This is a genomic window from Brevibacillus dissolubilis (genome assembly GCF_006170445.1).
GTDB classification, from domain to species: domain Bacteria; phylum Bacillota; class Bacilli; order Brevibacillales; family Brevibacillaceae; genus Brevibacillus_B; species Brevibacillus_B dissolubilis.
On record NZ_VCNA01000001.1, the window covers coordinates 170,821 to 193,541 of the forward strand.

5 protein-coding genes are annotated in these 22,721 nt (G+C 50.0%); all 5 read left to right on the plus strand.

Going from position 1 to position 22,721, the window contains the following annotated elements; translation table 11 throughout:
* Positions 1-17 precede the first annotated feature (17 nt).
* The 5 genes from FGI41_RS00355 (at position 18) to FGI41_RS00375 (ending at position 22,720) form a co-directional block, all read left to right on the plus strand.
* Positions 18-19,157 carry a non-ribosomal peptide synthetase gene (locus FGI41_RS00355; RefSeq protein WP_139487924.1) on the plus strand — a complete coding sequence of 6,380 codons (19,140 nt, stop codon included), beginning with the start codon at positions 18-20 and terminating at the stop codon, positions 19,155-19,157.
* A 75-nt stretch (positions 19,158-19,232) separates the two neighbouring features.
* Entirely contained in the window at positions 19,233-19,964 is a 732-nt protein-coding gene (locus tag FGI41_RS00360; protein WP_139487925.1) for a response regulator transcription factor, read from the plus strand.
* Entirely contained in the window at positions 19,954-20,985 is a 1,032-nt protein-coding gene (locus FGI41_RS00365) for a sensor histidine kinase (protein WP_139487926.1), read from the plus strand. Before FGI41_RS00360 ends, FGI41_RS00365 begins: the two co-directional genes overlap by 11 nt.
* Positions 20,986-21,075: 90 nt before the next feature.
* Positions 21,076-21,996: an ABC transporter ATP-binding protein gene (locus FGI41_RS00370; RefSeq protein ID WP_139487927.1), complete on the plus strand. Its 921-nt coding sequence runs from the start codon at positions 21,076-21,078 to the stop codon at positions 21,994-21,996.
* A complete protein-coding gene (locus FGI41_RS00375) occupies positions 21,989-22,720 on the plus strand; it encodes an ABC transporter permease (RefSeq protein ID WP_139487928.1) in 732 nt (243 codons plus the stop codon). The genes FGI41_RS00370 and FGI41_RS00375 overlap by 8 nt, the downstream gene beginning before the upstream one ends.
* Position 22,721: the final 1 nt, after the last annotated feature.

The window sequence follows — 22,721 nt, forward strand, 5'->3', positions numbered from 1 at the left end:
GAGGAGAAGTTCATTCTATGAAAGTCAAAGTGGAAAAGATATATCCTTTGTCCAACATGCAAAAGGGGATGCTGTTTCATACCTTGGACAATCCGAATGAGGATGCCTATTTTGAACAAATGATCATAGATTTGCAGGGGGAAGTCGATGAGGCTGTCTTAGCGGACAGCTTCAACGAACTGCTCAAGCGCCATGATATTCTGAGAGCCTCGATCAGCACCAAAATGGACGAGCCTCTGCATGTCATCCTGTCCGAGCGCAAAATCAAATTCACCTATGCGGATATCCGTGAGCAGGATCAAGTGAGCCAAGCGGGGTATGTAGAGACATACCTCGCGGAAGATAAGCAAAAGGGTTTTGACTTAGCCAAAGAGACCCTGATCCGAGTGGGCCTGCTTCGCACAGCGGCTGACGCCTACAAGGTGATCTGGACGTACCACCATATCCTGCTTGACGGCTGGAGTATGGGCATCCTCTTAAACGAGCTGTTCACCATCTATGCCTACAAGGTAAAGGGCGAGGATCATCAACTGAGTGCTCCAAGATCGTTTGGCGATTATATCAAGTGGATGCAGGCTCAGGATCAGGAAGAAGGATTGACCTATTGGCGCAAGTATCTTGCGGGCTATGAGCAAAAGGCGCTGATTCCTACCCTCCGCAAAAAATCCAACACAGCTGAGTACCAAAGACAAGAAAAAGTCATCACCTTCTCCAAGGAACTGACCAACAAAATCAAAAAGATGGCTGACCGCAATGCGGTTACCTTACATACGGTCCTGCAAACTCTCTGGGGCTTCATTCTCGCCAAGTATAATGGCACGCAAGAGGCGGTTTTTGGAACCGTCGTATCAGGCCGGAATGCCAACGTGGACGGCATCGAAAACATGCTGGGGTTATTCATCAACACCGTCCCAACCCGTATCACATTGGGGAGCGAGCTGCGCTTTGTTGATGTCCTGAAACGAACCCAGCAAGACTCCCTGGAAAGCCAGCCTTACCATCATCTGAATCTGGCAGATGTTCAAGCGGTCAGTGAGTTAAAACAAGATCTGATCGACCATGTCGTAGTTTTTGAAAACTACGCGTTCGATGCGTCATCCATGGAAGAGAAGAAAAACGACTTAGGCTTTGAAGTCAAGGGCGTCAGCGGTGATGAGCGAACCAACTATCCGTTTACGATTGCAGCAGGATTAGGCGAGAAGCTCACCCTGATTCTCATCTATGACGGCCGGGTCTACGATTCGATCATCATGGATCAGATCGAAGCTCACATGAAACAGGTCATGAAGCAAGTTGTTGCCGATGAGGATCTGTACGTACGTGACATTGAACTCGTCTCGGACAAAGAAAGAACGATGCTTCTCGAAACGTTCAATCAGACCACAACCAACTATCCGAAAGAGAAGACGATTGCCCAGCTGTTCGAGGAGCAGGTCGAAAAAACACCTGACCACACAGCATTGGTCCTTGGCGATCAACAGCTGACCTACCGGGAGCTGAATGAAAAGTCCAACCAGCTGGCAAGACTTCTGCGTGACAAAGGGGTGCAGGCTAACACCGTAGTCGGCATCATGGCAGAGAGATCGCTCGGGATGATCGTCGGAATCATGGGGATTCTCAAATCCGGTGCCGCTTATCTGCCGCTCGATCCCGAAGCACCGCAAGACCGCGTCCGATTCATGCTGCAGGACTGTCAGGTGAATCTGTTATTGACCCAACAGAGCGTCATCGACGGCGGTATGCAACTCGGCGTGGAGACGATTTTCCTCGACACAGCGGATGTACACAGCTACCCGACCGATAATCTGCCGCCTGTCAACCAGTCCGCAGACTTGGCCTATATCATCTACACCTCAGGCTCCACCGGTACACCAAAAGGGGTTATGCTCTCCCATACCAATGCGGTGCGTGTTGTCCGAGATACGAACTATATCCAGATTAACCAAGACGACACGATGCTCCAGCTCTCCAACTACGTGTTCGACGGCTCTGTATTCGATATCTATGGCGCATTGCTCAACGGTGCCAAATTAGTGCTGGTCGATAAAGAAACCGTGCTCCATATCAGCAAGCTGGCATCATGCATCATCAATGAAAAGGTAACGGTCACATTCATTACGACAGCCCTGTTCAATGTGCTCGTGGACAGAGAGATCGAATGCCTGGCAGGTCTTCGTCACATCCTGTTCGGCGGGGAACGCATCTCCGTTGCCCACGCGAAAAAAGCGTTGGCCTACATGGGACCAAATAAAATGCTCCATGTCTATGGCCCAACTGAAAGCACCGTGTATGCCACCTATTATCCGATCAACGAAATCAAGGACGACGCGATCACCGTTCCGATTGGGAAACCATTGGCCAATACATCGGTCTACGTCATCGACCGCGATAACCAGCTCGCTCCGATCGGGGTTCCTGGTGAGCTTTGCATTTCAGGTGATGGTCTGAGCCGTGGCTATCTGAATAATGAGCAGCTGACCTCTGAGAAATTCGTCCCACATCCATATCTCGCAGGAGAGATCATGTACCGTACCGGAGACTTGGCGAGATGGCTGCCAGATGGCACTATCGAGTATCTGGAGCGGATCGACCATCAAGTGAAGCTGCGCGGCTACCGCATCGAGCTGGGAGAAATCGAGAGCCGCCTGCTCCAGCATACAGACATCAAGGAAGCAGTCGTAATCGTCAGAGCGGATCAGGATCAGAACAACTACCTGTGCGCCTACCTCACAGCGTCCAGAGACGTAACCGTAGAGGAGCTGCGCGGATTTTTAGCGGAAACCTTGCCTGAATACATGATTCCTGCCTTTTTCGTGAAGCTGGATGAACTGCCACTCAACGCCAACGGAAAAGTAAACCGCAAAGCCCTGCCAGAGCCAGATGGCAGTGTCCAGATCGGAACCGCCTATGAGGCACCGAGAAATGAGCTGGAAGAGAAGCTTGTGGCGATCTGGCAAGATATTCTGGGCGTCAACCCAATCGGGATCAACGACCATTTCTTTGAGCTCGGCGGTCATTCTCTCAAAGCAACGACACTCGTATCCCGAATGCACAAAGAGCTCAAGGTGGAAGTGCCGCTGCGGCAAATTTTCACCACAGCAACCATCAAGGGTCTCGCCGCCTATCTCCATTCGACCCAGGAAACCGTCTACTCCTCGATCAAAAAAGCAGAGGAAAAGCCATACTATGCACTCTCATCTGCACAAAAACGGCTCTATATTTTAAACAAAATCGCAGATGCCAAAACCTCTTATAACATGCCTGCTGTGATCAGAGTGAAGGGCCAACTGGATGTCGGCCAATTCGAGCATGCGATCAAAGGGCTGGTAGAGAGACACGATGCATTCCGCACCTCTTTTTTGATGGTGGATGGCGAACCCGTCCAGAAAATCCACCAAGAAGTCGATTTCACCATCACATACAGCGAAGCTGGGACAGAGAGCATCGAGGACAAAATCAAAGCAGCGATCCAACCGTTTGAACTCGACCAAGCACCGCTGTTCCGCGTCGAACTGATCAAGGTAAGTGATGCCGAACAGATCATCGTCATGGATATGCACCATATCATTGCCGACGGCGTGTCGATGGGTGTGCTGACCCAAGAGTTCCGCGCCTTGTATGAAGGCAAGACCTTGGCGCCGCTCCAGCTTCAATATAAAGACTACTCCGAATGGCAAAAAGAGCTTTACCTCAAGGACGAAATCAAAAAGCAGGAGAATTACTGGCTTGATGTGTTCAAAGGTGAACTCCCTGTGCTCCAGATGCCGACGGACTACCCAAGACCGCAAAAGCTCAGCTTCAGAGGGAACAGCATCGGCTTTGACATCGACCATGAAGTGGCAAAACGTCTCAATGCCATTGCCCAGGCAAACGGGGTCACGATGTACATGCTGCTTTTGGCCGGATATACCACCTTGCTATCCAAGTATACGGGTCAGGACGACATCATCGTCGGTTCACCGATTGCCGGCCGCTCGCACGATGATCTGAAAAACGTGATCGGTATGTTCGTGCAGACGCTCGCGATGCGTAACCAGCCGAAGAGTGAACTTTCCTTTACTTCCTATCTGAAAGAAGTAAAAGAAAATGCGCTCAAAGCCTACGAAAATCAAGATTACCCATTTGATGAACTGGTAGAGAAGCTCCAGCTTCATAGAGATATGAGCAGAAATGCCTTGTTCGATACGATGTTCGTCCTGCAGAATCTGGATCAAACCGATGCGGGTGTCTCTGGTCTGCAGTTCGAATCCTATCAAATGGAATTGGATATCGCCAAGTTCGATCTTACCTTGACAGCGGTTGAAAAAGGCGGCAGCATCCATTTTGACTTGGAATACAGCACAGACCTGTTCAACAAAGAGACAATCGAACGGATGTCCGGGCATTTCACCCGTCTGTTGACAGACATCGCCCGTCAGCCAGAGTTGAAACTCGGCGAAATCAACATCTTGTCAGAAGAAGAGAGAAACACCCTGCTGCATACCTTCAATGACACGAAAGTCGAGTATCCAAAAGACAAAACCGTCAGCCAGTTATTCGAGGAGCAGGCAGCGCGTACACCTGATCATGTGGCTGTCGTATTCAAGGGGCAGCAGCTGACATACAAAGAGCTTGATGAGAAATCCAATCAAGTCGCCCGCATGCTGCGTGAACAAGGCGTACAACGGGAAATGATCGTAGGCTTGATGGTGGATCGCTCTCTGGACATGATCGTCGGCCAGATGGGGATTCTCAAATCAGGTGCGGCCTATCTCCCGATTGATCCGGAGAATCCAGAAGACCGGGTCCGCTATATGCTGGAGAACAGCGGAGCCAAGCTGATCGTCACACAGGAGCATCTGGTGGAAAAAGCTAACGCCACAGGTGCCGATCTGAGCCTGATCCTCATCGACAGCGAAGCGGTTATGAAGCAGGATCACACAACCATCCAAGAATCTGTGCATGGTCTGCATGATCTGGCATATGTGATCTATACCTCAGGTTCCACAGGCTTGCCGAAAGGCGTTTTGGTCGAGCACGCGTCCTTCGTGAATTTCTGCCAGTGGTTCATCGATTACCACGAGCTTACCGAACACGACCGCATCACGAACTATCTGAAAATCTCCTTCGATGCGTCCAACTGCGAAATTTTCCCAACGTTGCTCACCGGGGCCACGCTTCACATCGTGCCTGACGAGCTGCGCCTCGATATGCACGGGTTAAACGAATATATGGAAACCAACGGCATCACTGTAGCGACACTGTCTGCCAAAGTAGCCGAACAGTTCGTCGGGCTCAACAACCAGTCTCTGCGTATGCTGATCGCAGGCGGAGAACAGCTGAAGCTGCCAACCCAGACCCGCTACCAAGTGATCAACTCCTACGGTCCGACCGAAAGTACGGTTGTAACGACCACCATGGCAGTAGATAAGCTATATGCGACGATTCCGATCGGAAAACCGATTGCCAATATCCAGCTCTATATCGTAGACGCAAACCTTGGCCTGTGTCCGATTGGAGTGGCAGGGGAGCTGTATATTGCCGGGAGTGGGTTGGCGAGAGGCTATCTGAACAATCCTGACTTGACCGCTGAGAGATTTGTGGACAATCCATTTGAACCAGGCAGCAGAATGTACCGCACAGGCGACCTGGCGAGATGGTTGCCGGATGGCAATGTTGAGTTCATCGGACGTGTCGACCATCAGGTAAAAATCCGCGGCTACCGCATCGAGCTGGGCGAGATCGAGAACCAACTGCTCAAGCATCCAGCGATCCAAGAAGCGGCTGTCATCGCCCGAGAAGACAAGGATCACAGCAACTATCTGTGCGCCTATATCGTCTCCCAACAAGCGTGGACGACCGCAGCAGTCCGCGAGCTTCTGGAAAAAGAACTGCCTGATTACATGATTCCAGCCTATGTGGTTCAACTCGATCAATTGCCACTCACCACCAACGGCAAATTGGACCGCAAAGCACTGCCCGAACCGGACCGCAGCGTCAGCACCGATACGGCTTATGAAGCTCCACGTAATGAAATCGAGGAAAAGCTGGTCGACATCTGGCGTGATGTGATCGGCGCCGCAGACATCGGGATCAACCACCATTTCTTTGCTTCCGGCGGTGATTCGATCAAGGCGCTCCAGATCATCTCCCGACTGGCGAGAATCGGTCTGAAGCTTGAGGTCAAAGAATTGTTTGCCCATCCCAAAATCAAGGATCTGGCTAAATACGTCAAGGTCGATCTGCGCGAGCGAAACACTTACGAACTGGTCGAAGGTGACGTCGGGTTAACGCCGATTCAACAATGGTTCTTTGACCGCAACACCGAGGAGCGGAACCATTTTAACCATTCGTTCATGCTGTACCGCACACAAGGCTTTGACGAAAAGCTGGTCGAGCAGGTATTCAACAAGCTGTTGGAGCACCATGATGCCTTGCGCATGATCTATGCTGAGACAGACGGACAGATCAAGCAAACCAACAGAGGCTACAGCGAAAAGCTGTTCCAATTGCAGACCCAAGACGTACGGAATCTGGAGAACCAAGAACTACGCGTCTACGAAGCCGCGACCGAGCTTCAAAAGGAGATCTCGATCACAGACGGCAAACTCGTCAACCTGTGCATTTTCCACGCAGAAGATGGAGACCACCTGCTGATTGCGATCCATCACCTTGTCGTCGACGGTGTATCGTGGCGGATTTTGCTCGAAGATTTCGAGACGTTGTACAAGCAGGCTGCACAGGGCGAGAAGCTTGACATCGGCTTTAAGACCGATTCCTACCAGCATTTTGCCGCTCAGTTAAACACCTACGCTGGCAGTAAAAAACTGGCCAAGGAAGCCGCCTACTGGAGAGAGACTGCAAAAGCGAACGTGAAGTTTTTGCCGAAGAAGCAAGAGATTCTGCGGGACAACTTCGAAAGCAGCAAAACCATCACCGTCACCTTGGATCAAGAGACCAGCTCGAAGCTGCTGAGACAGACTAACCGCGCCTACAACACCGAAATCAACGATATCCTGTTAACAGCCCTGTTCATGGCTACCCGCGAGCTCACGGGTGAGAACCGTCTCAAAGTCAATATGGAAGGCCATGGCCGTGAAGAGGTGCTGACCGACGTGGATATCAGCAGAACGGTTGGCTGGTTTACCACGATCTACCCAGTATTGCTCCAGACAGCGGAAACCACTGATCTGTCCACCACGATCAAATGGATCAAGGGTCTGTTGCGCAAGGTGCCTAATAAAGGGTTCGGCTACGGCGTATTGAAGTACATCGCGCAAGATGCGGATCTGTTGAATGAAGCGCGTGCGCCAATCTCCTTTAACTATCTGGGTGAACTGGATGCAGCGGTTCAACGCGGCGAATTTGCTGAGTCCCGCTTCTCAACCGGCCAGACCATCGGCGGCAAAATCTCCCGGAACAATCCAATCGAGATGAACTCTTCCGTCATCAACGGTCAACTGGTTCTCAACACGACCTTTAATGAGGCAGAATTCAGCGAATCGACCATTCAGCATCTGGTTGAGACGTATATGGCGACCCTTGAAAACGTGATTCATCATTGTGCCAACAAGAGCGAGCCAGAAAAAACACCTTTTGACTATGGTGATCCAGATTTAACGCTAGAGGAACTCGACGACATCAAGTCAGCCTACCAAGGCCACACCATTGAGAAAATCTATCCGTTAGCCAACATGCAAAAGGGGATGCTGTTCCATGCCATGGAGGACGCATCATCTACGGCCTATTTCCAGCAGACGGTCATGCAGCTCAGAGGAGTAGTTGATCCAGCGATTTTAGAGGACAGCTTCAACGAGATTATGCAACGCCATGAAATCCTGCGTGCTTCCTTTGAATTCCAACGAGTCGAGGAACCAAGACAGGTGATCATGGAGCAGCGAAATGCTGAGTTTGCCTATATGGATATACGCGACCTGAGCCATCCGGACAAGGATATGTACGTCGAGAAGGTTCTGAACCAAGACAAGGCAAAAGGGTTCGACCTGAGCAAAGACACTCTGATGCGAGTCAGCCTGATCCGGACAGAAGAGGCCTCCTACACGCTGGTCTGGAGTCATCACCATATTTTATTGGATGGCTGGTGTCTGGGTATCATCTTCGGCGAGCTGTTCCAGATCTATGGTGCGAAGCTCAAAGGCGTAGCCCATCAGTTGAAGGAACCGAAACCATACAGTGACTATATCCGCTGGCTGGTGGATCAGGATACAGAAGAGGGAGAGTCCTATTGGAGAAGGTATCTGGAAGGCTATGAAGAGCAAGCAGCCATCCCGAAAGCTGCGAACAGCACAGGCGACAAGCCTTACGCCAGAAAAGAAAAGCTGCTACAGTTCTCCAAGGAGCTGACAGCTGGCTTGACCCAATTGGCTAACCGCAACAGCGTTACCTTCAACACCGTGCTCCAAAGCATCTGGGGTCTGGTACTCGCCAAGTACAACAATACGGACGAAGTGGTGTTTGGTACGGTCGTATCCGGCCGAGAAGCACAAGTGGACGGAATTGAAGAGATGATCGGATTGTTCATCAATACCATTCCGGTTCGGATTAAGCTTGACAGCCACAGTCGTTTCCAAGACGTCTTAGAGCTGGTTCAGGGTGATGCCATCGAAAGCAACAGCTTCAACTATATGAATCTGGCCGAAGTGCAGGCTCTGAGTCACCTAAACAAAGACCTGATCGACCACATCATGGTGTTTGAAAACTACGCGATCGATACAGGAGCGATTGAACAGGGGAACTCCGGCATCGGATTTGACGTCGCAAGCATCCAGGCAGAAGAGCAGAGCAACTACGGCTTCCTGATCGCAGCCACACCCGGTGAACAGCTGACACTGGCACTTACCTATGATGGCAATCAATATGACGAAGAACTGATTACCAATATCGAGCTTCACATCCGCAGAATCGCAGAGCAGGTGGTTGCCGATGAATCGAAGAAAGTCGCAGAGATCGAGCTGTTATCGGATAAAGAAAGAGACACGCTCCTGCATACCTTCAATGACACCGCAGCGGATTATCCGCGCGACATCGCTATCCATCAGCTGTTCGAGCAGCAGGTCGAGAAAACACCTGAGAACATCGCGGTTGTCTACGAGGATCAGGCATTGACCTATCGCGAACTGAATGAGCGTGCCAATCAGTTAGCCCGTACACTGCGGGAACACGGTGTAGGACCGGATCATCTGGTCGGGATTATGACCGAACGCTCCGTGGACATGATCGTTGGCCTCTTCGCGATCTTAAAAGCGGGCGGCGCCTATGTACCGGTGGACCCAAGCTATCCGGAAGAGCGCATCCGCTACATGCTGGAAGATTCGGGAGTTTCCATCCTTTTGCTGCAATCACATCTCAATGACCGCGTCTCCTTCACAGGTACACGTCTGATTATGGAGAATGCCGAGTGCTACCATGTGGACGGCTCGAATCTGGAAAATGTAGCCCTGCCACATCATTTGGCATATGTCATCTATACGTCAGGAACAACCGGCAAGGCAAAAGGCACGCTGATCGAGCATAAAAATGTGGTTCGCCTGCTGTTTAACGATAGGAATCTGTTTGACTTCAACGATACAGATACGTGGACAATGTTCCATTCCTTCTGCTTTGACTTCTCGGTATGGGAGATGTATGGAGCACTTCTATATGGTGGCAAATTGGTCGTTGTCCCACACGCTGTTGCAAAAGATCCAGCACAATTCCGTGAACTGCTGCAAGCACAGCAAGTGACGATCTTAAACCAGACGCCAACCTATTTCTATCAGCTGCTCCACGAAGAGCTGCGTCATGACTCCGCCGATCTATCCATCCGCAACATCATCTATGGCGGTGAGGCGCTTAGTCCCGCTCTTTTAAAAGGCTGGACGCAAAAATACCCGTCCACCAAGCTGATCAACATGTACGGAATCACCGAAACCACGGTTCACGTTACTTACAAAGAGATCACCCACGTAGAAATTGCGGATGGCCGAAGCAATATCGGTGTGCCGATTCCGACATTGCGTGTCTACATCCTGGATAAGAACCAACAGCTTCAGCCTGTTGGGATTGAGGGTGAGATGTATGTGGCAGGGGACGGTTTGGCGAGAGGTTACCTGAACCGGCCGGATCTGACCGCAGACCGATTCGTTGACGATCCGTTCTTCCCAGGTGAAAAAATGTATAAATCAGGTGACTTGGCGAGATGGCGATCCGACGGGAACATGGATTACCTCGGCCGGATCGACCATCAAGTGAAGATCCGCGGCTATCGGATTGAGCTGGGCGAGATCGAAAACCAATTGCTCAAGCACCCAGCTGTCAAGGACACCGTCGTGATCGCACGCAAAGACCGAGAGAACAACGATTACATCTGCGCTTATTTCACACTCAACAAGCCAGAAGCCGATACGATCGTGACAGACATCAGACAGTCACTGTCCAAAGAGCTTCCTGATTATATGGTTCCGGCCTATCTGGTGAAGCTGGAGCGTATGCCGATCACAGCCAACGGAAAAGTGGATCGCAAGGCATTGCCAGAACCAGAGATCGGCGTCAATACCGGACTTTCCTATGTGGCACCGACCAATCAAGTAGAAGAAAAACTCTTGTCCATCTGGCAAGATATTCTGGGTGCCGACAAGATCGGGATTACCCACAACTTCTTTGAAGTCGGCGGACATTCACTCAAAGCGACTACGATGGTTGCGAGAATCCACAAGGAAATGAAGGTGGAAGTGCCTCTGCGCCAAGTATTCAGCACGCCGACCATCCAAGGACTTGCCCGATTCATCGCATCCACCAGAGAGAGTGCCTACTCTTCCATCCAGAAAGCAGCTGAACAAGCATTCTATCCGCTTTCTTCTGCCCAAAGAAGGCTGTACATCCTCAACCAGCTCGAAGGCAACGGAGTCGCATACAACATGCCATTTGCCTTGAAAATCACGGGGGATTTGGATGTTACACGTCTGGAGCACGCCTTCCAGCAAGTGGTGCAGAGACACGAAGCACTGCGAACCTCTTTTGTCATCGTGGACGGTGAGCCTGTTCAACAGATTGCACCAGATGCCGCTTTCACGATTGTGTACAGAGAAGTAGGCAATGAGCGCATCGAGGACATCATCAAGGGCTTCGTCAAACCGTTCAATCTGGAGCAAGCTCCGCTGTTACGGGTGGAAATCGTCAAAGTAGATGAGCGTGAGCATATGATGATTTTTGATATGCACCACATCATCTCGGACGGTGTCTCCATGGGTATCCTGACCAAAGAACTGGCTGAATTGTACGCAGGTCAAGCCTTGGCGCCATTAACCCTGCAGTACAAAGACTACTCAGAGTGGCAGAGAGAGCTGTACCAAACAGAGGAAATCAAGCAACAGGAGCAATACTGGCAAAACGTCTTCCAAGATGAAATCCCGGTGCTCAACATGCCGACAGACTATGCGCGTCCACAAAGCAGAAGCTTCGAGGGGGATCTGGTTTCCTTTGAACTGAACAGCGATGTGGCCGCTAAACTCCAGCAGCTCGCCAAAGAGCACGGAGTCACCATGTACATGCTTCTGCTGGCTGGGTACACGACATTGCTCTCCCGATACACCGGGCAGGAAGATATCATCGTAGGTTCACCGATTGCGGGCCGACCGCATGATGATCTCAAGGATGTCATCGGTATGTTCATCAACACGCTGGCACTGAGAAATGTTCCGAAGGCCGAGCTGACATTCGTCGAGTATCTGAACCAAGTCAAAGAAACGGCACTCGCCGCATACGAAAATCAGGATTATCCGTTTGATGAACTGGTGGAAAAGCTGGATCTCAAACGCGATATGAGCAGAAGTGCGCTGTTTGATACGATGCTCGTCCTGCAAAACTTTGACAGTGATGAATTCGAGATGGAAGGCTTAACCTTCACCGCGTATAAGTCGGATGATGTGAAATCCAAATTTGATCTGACCCTGACCGCTGTGGAAGCCGAAGACCGCATCCATTGTGTGTTCACTTACAGCACCGACTTATTCAGACGTGACACGATTGAGCGGTTGGCAGTACATCTGGTTCAGATGTTTGCTGGAATTGCCGATCAACCGTCGCAGAAATTACATGAAATCCAGATGCTCTCCGAGGAAGAAAAAGCAGCACTCCTGCGCACCTCCAGCGGAAAAACCGTTGATTATCCAAAAGAGAAGACCGTCCATCAGCTGTTTGAGGAGCAAGCAGCGAAGAACCCAGACCAAGTGGCAGTCGTCTGTGAAGATCAGAAGCTCACCTATCGCGAGCTCAACGAGAAGTCCAATCAACTGGCTCGCTCGCTCCAACTAAAAGGCGCCGCACCGGGTACGGTTGTTGCGCTCATCGTCGAACAGTCTGTTGAGATGATCATCAGCATGATGGCCGTGCTAAAAGCGGGAGCAGCTTACTTACCAATCGATCCTGAACAGACGGCGAAGAGAACGAGTGACATCTTAGCAGACAGCGAAGCCCAACTCGTCCTCGTGACCGGAAGCCTTCCTGAGAACATCACGTTCCATGGAGAAGTGGTGAACGTTGCAGACAGCGATTCCTATGCAACCGACGCGTCCAACCTTACGCCAGTCAGCACACCTGCTGATCATGTCTATCTCATCTACACATCAGGCTCCACTGGTACGCCGAAGGGTGTCTTCATCCGTAACTGCAATCTGGTGAACTATGCATCATGGTTCATCCAAGAAGCGAAGCTGACCACCGCTGATAAAGCCATGCTGATGTCTTCCTACGCGTTTGACTTGGGGTATACGGGCATTTACTCCTCTCTGTTGCAGGGTTGTGAGCTCCATATCGTCAAAAAAGAGGTCTACACCAATGCTCATCAAGCCATGACATACATGGACGAGCATAGAATCACCTATATCAAATTAACGCCATCACTGTTTAATGTGATTGTCAATGACCCTGCCTTTGCAGCGGAACAGACGTTGGAGAGTCTGCGCTTAGTCGTTCTCGGTGGGGAGAAGATCAACACAGCGGATGTAGAGACGTTCTACAGCCATGTGCCGAACAGCCTGATCATGAACCACTACGGGCCTACTGAAACAACGGTCGGCGCGGTCTTCAGACTGATTCCACCGCAAGACCTGCCAGCATTCAAGCAGCGTCCTGTCATCGGCTCTCCGATTCACAACACGAAGGTGTACGTCGTGGATCAACACCTCAACCTGCTACCAGAAGGCGTGTTCGGGGAGTTGTGCATCTCGGGTGAAGGGGTAGCCAGCGGTTATTTCAACCGGATCGAGATGACCCATGAAAAATTCGTGCCAAATCCATTCGAACCAGGTCAACTCATGTACCGCACAGGTGACCTTGTCCGCAAATTGGCGGATGGAAGTCTTGAGCTAGCAGGCCGAATCGACAGCCAGGTCAAAATCAGAGGCTACCGCATCGAGACGGAAGAAATCAAGCGACAACTCGTGAAGCTGGACTCGATCCAAGAAGCGCTGATCCTCGCATACGACAGCAAGGAAGGCAGCAAATATCTGTGCGCCTATATCACGGCAACAGAAAAAGTCACCGTGGAAGCGATGCGTACACATCTGGGCCGGGAACTGCCTGACTACATGATCCCGTCATACCTCGTCCAGCTAGACAGCCTGCCACTGACTGCCAATGGCAAGGTGGATCTCAAAGCATTGCCAGCACCAGACATCAGTGCCGGTGGAGACGTGGAGTTCGAGGCACCACGCAATTATGTCGAGGAAAAATTGATCCAAGTCTGGGAGACCGTCCTCGGATTTAAGCCGATCGGCATCACGCATAACTTCTTCGCATCTGGCGGGGATTCGATCAAAGCACTGCAGATTATTTCCCGACTGTCCAGAGAGGGTCTGACCCTGGCGATGAAGGATCTGTTTGCCAACCCAGAGATCAAATATCTGAGCAAGTATGTCAAAGTACAGGCTACCAAAGATAAACCGTACGAAACCGTCACAGGCGAAGTGGAATTCACCCCGATTCAAAAAGCATTCTTCACGGCGCATCCAGAAGAGCTCCATCACTTCAACCAAGCGGTCATGCTGTATAGAAAAGATGGATTCGCTGAGGGCATCGTCAAAGACGTATTTGAACAAATCCTCAAGCACCATGACGCCCTGCGGATGATCTATCCAATCGACAACGGTCAAGTGAAGCAAGTGAATCGTGATGTAGCCTCAGATCAGTTCGGCTTCTACGTCTACGATGTCTCGATGGAAGCGAACCAACAGGAAAAAGTGCATGAAATAGCCACCCAGCTGCAAAAAGAGATGGATATCCACAATGGCGCTCTTGTGAAGGTTGCGATCTTCCAGACACACGAGGGAGACCATCTGCTGATCGTAGTGCATCACCTTGTCATGGACGGGATCTCATGGCGTATCCTCTTGGAAGATTTTGCACTGGGCTATCAACAGGCATCCGAGCAGGAGAGCGTGCAGTTCTATCCGAAGACCGATTCATACCAGCAATATGCGGCTAACGTACAGACTTACGCGCATAGCAAGAAGCTGCTCGGCGAGAAGGATTACTGGAAGCATACCGCTTCAGCAAAAGTCAACTTCCTACCGAAACGCGCAGATCTCACAACCTACCTGTACGCCGACAGCCAGATCGTCAGCACGGCTCTTGATCAAGACGAAACCAAAAAGCTGCTGAGAGAAACCAATCAGGCTTATCATACGGAAATCAATGATATTCTGATCACCGCTCTCGTGATGGCCGCCCAAGAGATGACTGGCGAAAGCCGCTTGAAGCTCAATATGGAAGGACATGGCCGTGAGCATCTAATTGACGGCATGGATATCAGCAGAACGATCGGCTGGTTTACGAGCAAATATCCGGTTCTGATCGATCTGGGCGAACAGGCCAAAGACCTCCCGACCACGATCAAAACAGTGAAAGAGCTGTTACGCAGGGTTCCGAACAAAGGAATCGGCTACGGCATCTTGAAATACGTCACCCAAGACCCTGATCTGGCGAAGGAAGAAACCGCTCCACTCCTGTTTAACTATCTGGGTCAGATGGATCAGGATATGAATAACGAGCAGTTCTCCTCCTCTTGGTTCTCTACAGGCGAGGCGATCGGCGACAACATCACAAGGGCAACCCCGATGGAAATCAATGCGCTTGTCGTCAACGGTCAATTAACGATCAGCACGACCTACAACACCAAGGTCTACGATCAAGCGACAGCAAGCAGCTTTACCGAGGCCTTCAAAGAAGCGCTTCAGACCGTCATCGCGCATTGTGCCGCCCAAGACCAAGCGGTAAAAACACCGTCTGACTATGGCGACAAGGAGCTTAGCCTCGAACAGCTCGAAGCGATCAAGAAGAAACAGAAGGGTCAGGAGATCGAAAAAATCTACCCACTCGCTAACATGCAGCGCGGTATGCTCTTCCACGCTCTCGAAGACAGCTATTCCACCGCCTACTTTGAGCAGCTTGTATTGAAGGTGAAGGGACATGTGAATGAAGCCTGGTTCGAGCAGAGCCTGCAGGAAGTCATGACCCGTCATGAAATCCTCAGAGCCTCCTTCGAATATGAGATCACCGACCAACCACGCAATGTGATTCTCAAAGACAAACCAATCGGGTTTACCTACCGGGATCTCCGCGGTCTTGGCACGGAACAGCGTCAGGCCAGCGTAGCTGCCTTTGTCCAAGAGGATCGCAAAAAAGGCTTTGATCTCAGCAAAGATACTCTCATCCGATTCGAACTGATCAGAACCGGCGAAGACACCTATACCTTCATTTGGAGCAATCATCACATTCTGTTTGACGGTTGGGGCCGGGGCATTATTCTGGGTGAACTTTTCCACATCTACAGCCAAAAAGCAGCTGGTCAGAAGCACCGACTCGAAGAGCCTAGACCATACAGCGATTACATCAGATGGCTGCAAGAACAGGACAAAGAAGAAGCCAAGGCTTACTGGCAACAATACCTGGCTGCCTATGAACAAAAAGCCCAATTGCCAGCCGTCACCAACAAAACGACCCCTGCTGAGTACCAACGGGCCGAGAAAACCATCCCATTCTCCAAAGCAGTCACCCAACAGATCACACAGCTTGCCAACCGCAACAGTGTCACGTTCTACACCGTGATCCAATCGGTCTGGGGGATGGTACTGGGAAGATACAATGATACGAATGATGTGGTATTCGGTACCGTCGTCTCTGGACGGGATGCCCAGGTGGATGGTATTGAAAAAATGGTCGGTCTGTTCATCAACACAATCCCGACCAGAATCACGCTGGAATCACAAGACAGCTTCCGTACATTGCTCAAGCGAGTCCAAGCACAGGCGATTGAGAGCAATATGTACAACTACATGAATCTGTCAGAGGTACAATCGTTAAGTGAGCTGAAGCGGGATCTGATCGATCATGTCATGGTATTCGAGAATTACGCCATCGACGACAGCCTCACAGAGCAGACAGAGAGCAATCTCGGGTTCGTACTGGAGGAAGTACTGGCAGAAGAGCAGACCAACTATGGCTTCAACCTCGTCGTCAAACCGGGCGAGAAGCTGATCATCAAGCTCACCTATGACGAGAACAGATACCATGAAGCATTTATCACCAACATCGAGCATCATCTCAAAGGCGTGATCGAACAGATCATCGAGCACGAGGATCAGCCACTCAGCGAAGTGGAGCTCGTCACAGAGCAAGAGAAACAGACTCTGGTGGTTGAGTTCAATCAGACACACGCCGACTACCCAAGCGAGAAGACGATCATCCAGCTCTTCGAAGAACAGGTCACGAGAACACCGGATCAACCAGCCGTCGTATTTGGGCATCAGACGCTGACCTATCAGGAGCTTCATGAAAAATCCAACCGTTTAGCCAGACATCTGCAGGCAAAAGGCGTTCAACCAGATACAGTTGTAGGGATTCTCGTAGAGCGTTCACCTGAGATGATCATCGGCATCATGGGGATTCTCAAAGCGGGCGGGGCTTACCTGCCGATTGACCCTGATTATCCGCAAGACCGGATCAGCTACATCTTGGAGGACAGCGGTTCACGTCTGCTTTTGACCAATGGCTTCGATCAGGAGCGCGACGGCAAAGAGATCGTATCGCTTGATGACGACTACAGCCAGTACGCTTCTGATCATCTGGAGCGGACAAGCAGTCCTGACCATCTCGCCTATATCATCTATACGTCAGGCTCCACTGGCAGACCAAAAGGCACGATGATTCACCACAGAGGACTGGTCAACTATATTACGTGGGCTAACAAGGTATATGTCCAAGGTGAAAAGCTTGATTTTGCACTCTATTCCTCGTTTGCCTTCGACCTGACTATCACCTCGATCTTTACGCCATTGATCTCCGGCAACAAAATCGTCGTGTACCAACAGAATGGAGACGAGCCGATCATTCGCAAGGTATTCCAAGACAATCAAGTGGGAATTGTCAAATTGACTCCGGCTCACTTAAATCTGATCAAGGATCTGGATAACAGCCAATCCCGTATCAAACGACTGATCGTGGGCGGGGAAGATCTGAAAACCGAACTGGCGAAAGCCGTAACCGAGAGTTTTAACCACCGCATCGAGATCTTTAATGAATACGGCCCGACGGAAACCGTTGTCGGTTGTATGAGTTATGTCTATGATTGGGAGCGGGACAACCAAGGCTCTGTGCCGATCGGCCGACCTGCTGACAATGTGCAGCTCTATACCTTAGACCGCAATCAACAGATCGTACCGATTGGCGTTGTCGGCGAGCTGCATATCGGGGGAGACGGTGTTGCGAGAGGATATCTCAATCGAGCTGATTTAACCGCAGAGCGGTTTATCCCGAACCCGTTTGTCCCAGGCAAGACCATGTATCGGACAGGTGACCTTGTCAGATGGCTGCCGGATGGCAATATGGAGTTCCTCGGACGAATCGACCATCAAGTGAAGATTCGCGGCTATCGGATTGAGCTGGGAGAGATCGAAAACCAATTGTTGAAGCAAGAGGCAGTAAAAGAAGCGGTCGTGATCGCAAGAAAAGATCACCATCAGCAGAACTACCTGTGCGCGTACGTGGTGTGGGACAATCAGGACAACGGGATGAAGACAGCCGACATCAAGGCACTTTTATCCAAAGAGCTGCCTGATTACATGATTCCATCCCACTTTGTCACCCTGGAGCAATTACCGCTTACCACCAACGGAAAAGTGGATCAAAAGGCACTTCCAGAACCAGATGGAAGCCTCAGCGCTGGCGTAGAATACGTCGCGCCGAGAAACGAACTGGAACAAAAACTCGTTACCATCTGGGAAGGCATCCTCCATATCAAACCAATCAGCATCCATGCGAATCTATTTGATATCGGGGCCAACTCGCTTAGCATCATGTCATTCGTCTCGAAGCTGTTTGCCGAACTGAACTTCCGTATTCCGTTCAAGGACGTATTCGACAAGCCGACGATTGCAAGCTTAGCGGCCTTCTTAGACACTGCCAAGGATCTGTTGAAGGACTACACCGATGACTGCATCCAACTGACCAGCTCGACCAAGAGCGACAAAAAGCTGTTCTGCTTCCCGCCTGCCGCATCGATCGGGATCGCCTATATGGGTCTGGCGCAGCATCTGGATCTGTATTCGGTCTACAGCTTCAACTTCATCAAGGCAGAAGACAGAATCGAGCAATACGTCAAGATCATGACCGATATTCAAGCAGAGGGACCATTTACTCTGATCGGTTATTCAGCAGGTGGTGTGCTTGCGTTTGATGTAGCCAAGGAATTGAACCGTCAAGGATACGAAGTAGAAAACCTGATTGTGATCGATTCCAGATACCGTACACAAGTGGACGAAACCCGCCTCACAGAAGAGGAGATCAGACAGGAACTCTACGACAAATTTGATATGGAACAATACAAGGATCTAGAGAAGCTGGCTACGGATTACCTGCTAGAATTAATTGCAAAATCTTATATGTATGTGCAAAATGCAACAACATATGGTACGATTGATGGGAATATCAGCTACATCAGCAGCTCAGATAAAGAGACAACTGATGAACGAATTATACTGTGGGAAAATGCCACAACCAAGCAGTTCAGAGCGGTCAAAGGATTCGGAGCCCATGAGGAGATGATCTCCAAGACGCATCCAGAGATCATCAAGAAGAATGCCGAACTGATTTACGAGCTAGTAGCTGCCACCATCAAACAGTAAGAATGGACAAGTTGGCATTTCTTTAGGGAAATGCCAGCTTTTTTCTTGCCGTACAGCATAGAACGAGGTGAACAGATGGAAGAGATTCGAGTACTCATCGCCGACGATGAAAAAGAAATCAGAGATTTATTGAAAAAGTATCTGGAACGGGAAATGTACAAGGTAGATACGGCAGTCCATGGAGAGGAAGCTCTTCAGTTGTTTGGGCAAAACAAATATAATCTGGTCATCTTAGATCTGATGATGCCCAAGGTAGATGGCATGGAAGTATGCAGAAGACTTCGAAACATAAGCAATGTCCCAATCCTCATGCTCACAGCCAAAGATAACGAGGTAGATAAAATCGTAGGCTTGAGCATCGGAGCAGATGATTACATAACCAAGCCTTTCAGTATCAATGAAGTGGTCGCCAGAGTGAAGGCGCTGATGAGAAGATTTTTGGTGCTTGGCAGCGAGACCACTGAGAACAGTGAGGGCAGCACACAGGAAAAAGCGCTGATTAAGTATAAGGGCCTGACGATGGATCTCAAAACCTACTCTGTCCACGTAGCGGGCGAAGAGATCCAATTGACAGGCAAAGAAGCACAGCTGCTTACCTTTTTCATAACCAATCCCGGACAGGTATTCACCAAGACCCAGCTCTTCCGCAATGTATGGGACAGCGACTACCTCGAAGACGATAACACCGTCATGGTACATATCAGAAAGCTTCGCAAGAAAATAGAGGCCGATCCTTCTAATCCGCAATTCATCCAAACCGTCTGGGGCATCGGATACAAGTTTGTCGGTGAAAAAGATGACGAATGATAGAGTGTTGTTTCTGCTGATCCTTCAATGCGCCGCTCTCGTAGCTCTTTTGCTTCACGATTTCTATGGCGGCCTGACAGAAATAGTCAGAGTGGGCGCATCTGCCGCCCTTTTGATCACAACCGGCCTTCTGTTGATCAACCGGTTCCGTACCCGCTCCAGACTGAAGGACATGCAGACAGAGCTTAGACGGGCCATCAATGGGAATCTCAAGACCAGACTGTTTGCCCAGGGTGATCCACTATTAGATGAAGTGACGTTCTCCATCAATGAATTGATTGAACAGCTCGAACAGGTACAGGTTCAGACGATCCAATCCGAGGCGGCGAGAAGGAGTCTGTTATCCAGCATTTCCCATGATATCCGAACACCGCTGACCTCGGTCATTGGATATGTGGATGCCCTCAAGGATGATATCGCGGTTTCCGCAGAAGAGAAGCTGGAATACCTAGAGATCATCTCGCGAAAGTCCAAGGGATTAAAGCAATTGATCGATGAAATTTTTACGATGGCCAAATTAGATGCGGATGAGATGCCGATGAAGCCAGAATCTCTTGATTTGGCTGAATTGGCGAGAGAGTCGCTGATTGAGTTTTTGCCTGATCTGAAAAAATACGGAATCGAGCTCAAGGTCAGCATGCCAGAAGATGCCTGCGTGATCATAGCCGACCGACTCAGCCTGATGCGGATTATGGGGAACATCATGAAGAATGCGATCCATTACGGTCAAGCGGGTCGGATTCTGGGGGTGGAGCTTGCCGAGACCGACCGTGACTATCAGCTGTTGATTTGGGATCAGGGGCCGGGCATTTCCAAGGCAGATATCGGCAATGTGTTTGAGCGGATGTTCCGAAGCGATCAATCGAGGAATCCTTCACAGGGGGGCAGCGGTCTGGGGCTTGCGATCGCCAAAGCCCTGGTCGAAAAAAACGGCGGGAAGATCTGGGTCGAAAGCGTCCCATGGGAACGGACGACGTTTGGCTTCTCCATCCCGAAGCAACATCATCCGTACCGATTTTAATTTTAAGAAACAATTAAGAAACAGATAAGTTCCAGTTAAATCCACGATCCTAGAATAAAACCATAAGCTGATGGAAAGAAGGTGTTCCACATGAGCGTGGTTATCAAAACAACGAACCTAACCAAGATTTATGGTGAACAAAAATCGGTTGATCACCTGAATATGACAGTGAAGCAGGGACAGATCTACGGCTTCCTCGGTCGTAACGGCGCAGGCAAAACAACCACAATCCGTATGTTACTCGGTCTGATCAAACCTACCCATGGGGAAATTGAAATATTTGGAGAAAATCTCTTTACCAATCAAAAAGAGATCTTGAGAAGAATCGGTTCGATGGTCGAGGTTCCTGGATTTTATGAGAACCTGACGGCAAGAGAAAATCTGATGATCAATGCCAAAATCATCGGAGTGCACAAAAAAAATGCGATCGATGAAACGTTAGAGATCGTAGGTCTGCACAACGAGACGAAAAAGCTGGTCGGGAAATACTCTCTCGGGATGAAGCAACGACTTGGGATCGCCCGTGCGCTGCTCCATTATCCAGAACTGCTGATCTTAGACGAACCGACCAATGGTTTGGACCCGATCGGCATTAAGGAAATGCGCAGACTGATTAAAGATTTGGCCAACGAACGAAACATTACGATCGTCATCTCCAGCCATATTTTGTCGGAAATTGAGCAGCTGGTGGATCATATGGGGATTATCCATCAAGGGAAGCTGTTGGAGGAAGTCTCCTTTGACCAGCTCCGCAAACGTAACCGCAAATATCTGGAATTCCAAGTCTCTGACGACAATAAAGCAACAATGCTTTTGGAGAATCAGTTAGAGATCAATGATTATGAAGTGCATGATGAAGGACATATCCGTGTGTACTCTCATCTGGGGCAACAGGGGCAGATTAATAGATTGTTCGTGCAAAATGATATCGACGTATCCAAGATTATGATGAGTGAAGATCGATTGGAAGACTACTTCACAAAATTGGTTGGAGGTGGGACCATTGGTTAATCTGTTATATACCGAAGTGTTAAAGCTCAAGCGTTCCAAGATGTTTATGCTCAGTATTCTCGGATCGGCTGTAGCTCCTCTGATGGTGGCGGCTGCGATGTTTGTTCAGATGCAAACAAAGGGAATCATGGCCCAGATGGACATCCTTCTGCTTAATACGAGTATCTATGCGGTTCTCGTCATTGCCGTACCTCTCTACGGGGTCATCACAGCCTACCTCTATAACCGCGAATATGCGGAAGATACCCTCAAGAATCTATTGACGATCCCCGTCCCACGCATCAGTCTGCTTGCGAGCAAATGGCTTCTTCTGTTCGGGTGGATCATGCTCTTGACTGTAGTGACCTGGGGGATGGCGATTCTGTCGGGAGCCATCGGACAGTTTGCAGGTTTTAGTCTGTCCTTACTCTTACAATCTCTCGGCCAATATATGGTAGCAGGGGTTCTGCTTTTTCTTCTGTCAACTCCGATTGTATTCATTACACTGGTGTTGAAAAACTTTGTGCCTACCATTATTGTCACCATTATGATTACGTTGATCAACGTAATGCTGGCTACCAACGAGCATAGAGGCTTGTATCCGTGGACGGCCGCACTGGGGATTGCCAATGGGACTCTGGAGTCTACGTATCCACTGATTGTTTCGTATGTGATCATTGCTGTGACCGCAATCGCGGGACTGATCGCCACCGTAGTCTACTTTAAGCGGGTGGATATCCATTGAG

Bases quoted from the DNA above. Each gene is read 5' to 3' on its own strand.
- FGI41_RS00370 (WP_139487927.1), top strand. From the start codon at position 21,076: ATGAGCGTGGTTATCAAAACAACGAACCTAACCAAGATTTATGGTGAA.
- FGI41_RS00360 (WP_139487925.1), top strand. From the start codon at position 19,233: ATGGAAGAGATTCGAGTACTCATCGCCGACGATGAAAAAGAAATCAGA.
- FGI41_RS00355 (WP_139487924.1), top strand. From the start codon at position 18: ATGAAAGTCAAAGTGGAAAAGATATATCCTTTGTCCAACATGCAAAAG.
- FGI41_RS00365 (WP_139487926.1), top strand. From the start codon at position 19,954: ATGACGAATGATAGAGTGTTGTTTCTGCTGATCCTTCAATGCGCCGCT.